The organism is Halorubrum sp. AJ67 (assembly GCF_000513435.1).
Map to the genome: position 1 here is coordinate 66,324 of NZ_CBVY010000005.1, position 1,199 is coordinate 67,522.

At 69.5% G+C, this 1,199-nt stretch carries 2 protein-coding genes; both read left to right on the forward strand.

The features are described from left to right. The first annotated feature begins 127 nt into the window (after positions 1-127). Entirely contained in the window at positions 128-547 is a 420-nt protein-coding gene (locus BN903_RS06585) for a cobalamin B12-binding domain-containing protein (protein WP_048076987.1), read from the forward strand. Then, positions 548-1,199, forward strand: a 652-nt coding sequence (meaB, locus tag BN903_RS06590; RefSeq protein WP_048076988.1) for a methylmalonyl Co-A mutase-associated GTPase MeaB, incomplete at its 3' end; no start/stop codon positions are given.

Consider the following 1,199-nt stretch of genomic DNA (forward strand, 5'->3'; position numbering starts at 1 on the left):
TCGCCCGCGCGTTCAACGCGTCGGTCGCGGCGTCGGCTGCGGAAGGGCCGCGGCGACCCCCGTCCGAGCGCCCGAACCCTCCCAATCGTCCGTTAGAATCAAGCGGACACGCGACCCAGAGTGGGGCATGAGCGCCGAACAGCAGGAACGAGCCGTCCGGTGTCTGGTCGCGAAGGTCGGGCTCGACGGCCACGACCGGGGCGCACACGTGATCGCGCGGGCGTTCCGCGACGCCGGCTTCGAGGTCGTCTACTCCGGGCTCCACCGCGCGCCGGACGACATCGTTCAGGCGGCGGTACAAGAGGACGTCGACGTGCTCGGCATCTCGATTCTCTCCGGCGCGCACAACACGCTCGTCCCGAAAGTCATCGAGGGGCTCAAAGAGTACGACGCGTTCGACGACACCCTCGTCTTAGTCGGCGGGATCATCCCGGACGAGGACGAGACGAAGCTGAAGGAACTCGGCGTCGCAGAGGTGTTCGGGCCCGGGACGCCGATGGAGGAGACGATCGAGTTCATCCGAAACAACGTCCCGGAGCGCGCGTAGATGGACCGGTCGGACGCACCCGAACCCGGGGACGCACCGACGCTCTCGGCGGCCGACGCGGCGCTCGTCGACGACCTGCTCGACGGGAGTCACCGCGCGCTCGCCCGGGTAATAACGAAGATCGAGAACCACACACCCGGGTACCGCGCGATCGTCTCCGCGCTCCACGAACACACCGGCGGCGCGGACGTCGTCGGGATCACCGGCTCGCCGGGGGCGGGGAAGTCGACGCTGGTCGACAAGCTCGCGGCCGCCTACCGCGACCGCGACGAGACGGTGGGCGTGATCGCGGTCGACCCCTCGTCGCCGTACACCGGCGGGGCCGTCCTCGGCGACCGGATCCGGATGGGGTCGAACGTCGGCGACATGGACGTGTTCTTCCGGTCGATGAGCGCGCGCGGCCAGCTCGGCGGCCTCTCGACCGCGACCGCGGACGCCGTGAAGGCCCTCGACGCCTTCGGGAAGGACGTGGTGATCTTAGAGACCGTCGGGGCGGGGCAAAACGAGGTCGACGTGGTCCGCACGGCCGACACCGTCGCGGTGCTGGTCCAGCCCGGCTCCGGCGACGACGTCCAGACGCTGAAGGCCGGCATCTTGGAGATCGGTGACGTGTTCGTCGTCAACAAGGCCGACATGGACGGCGCACAGCGGA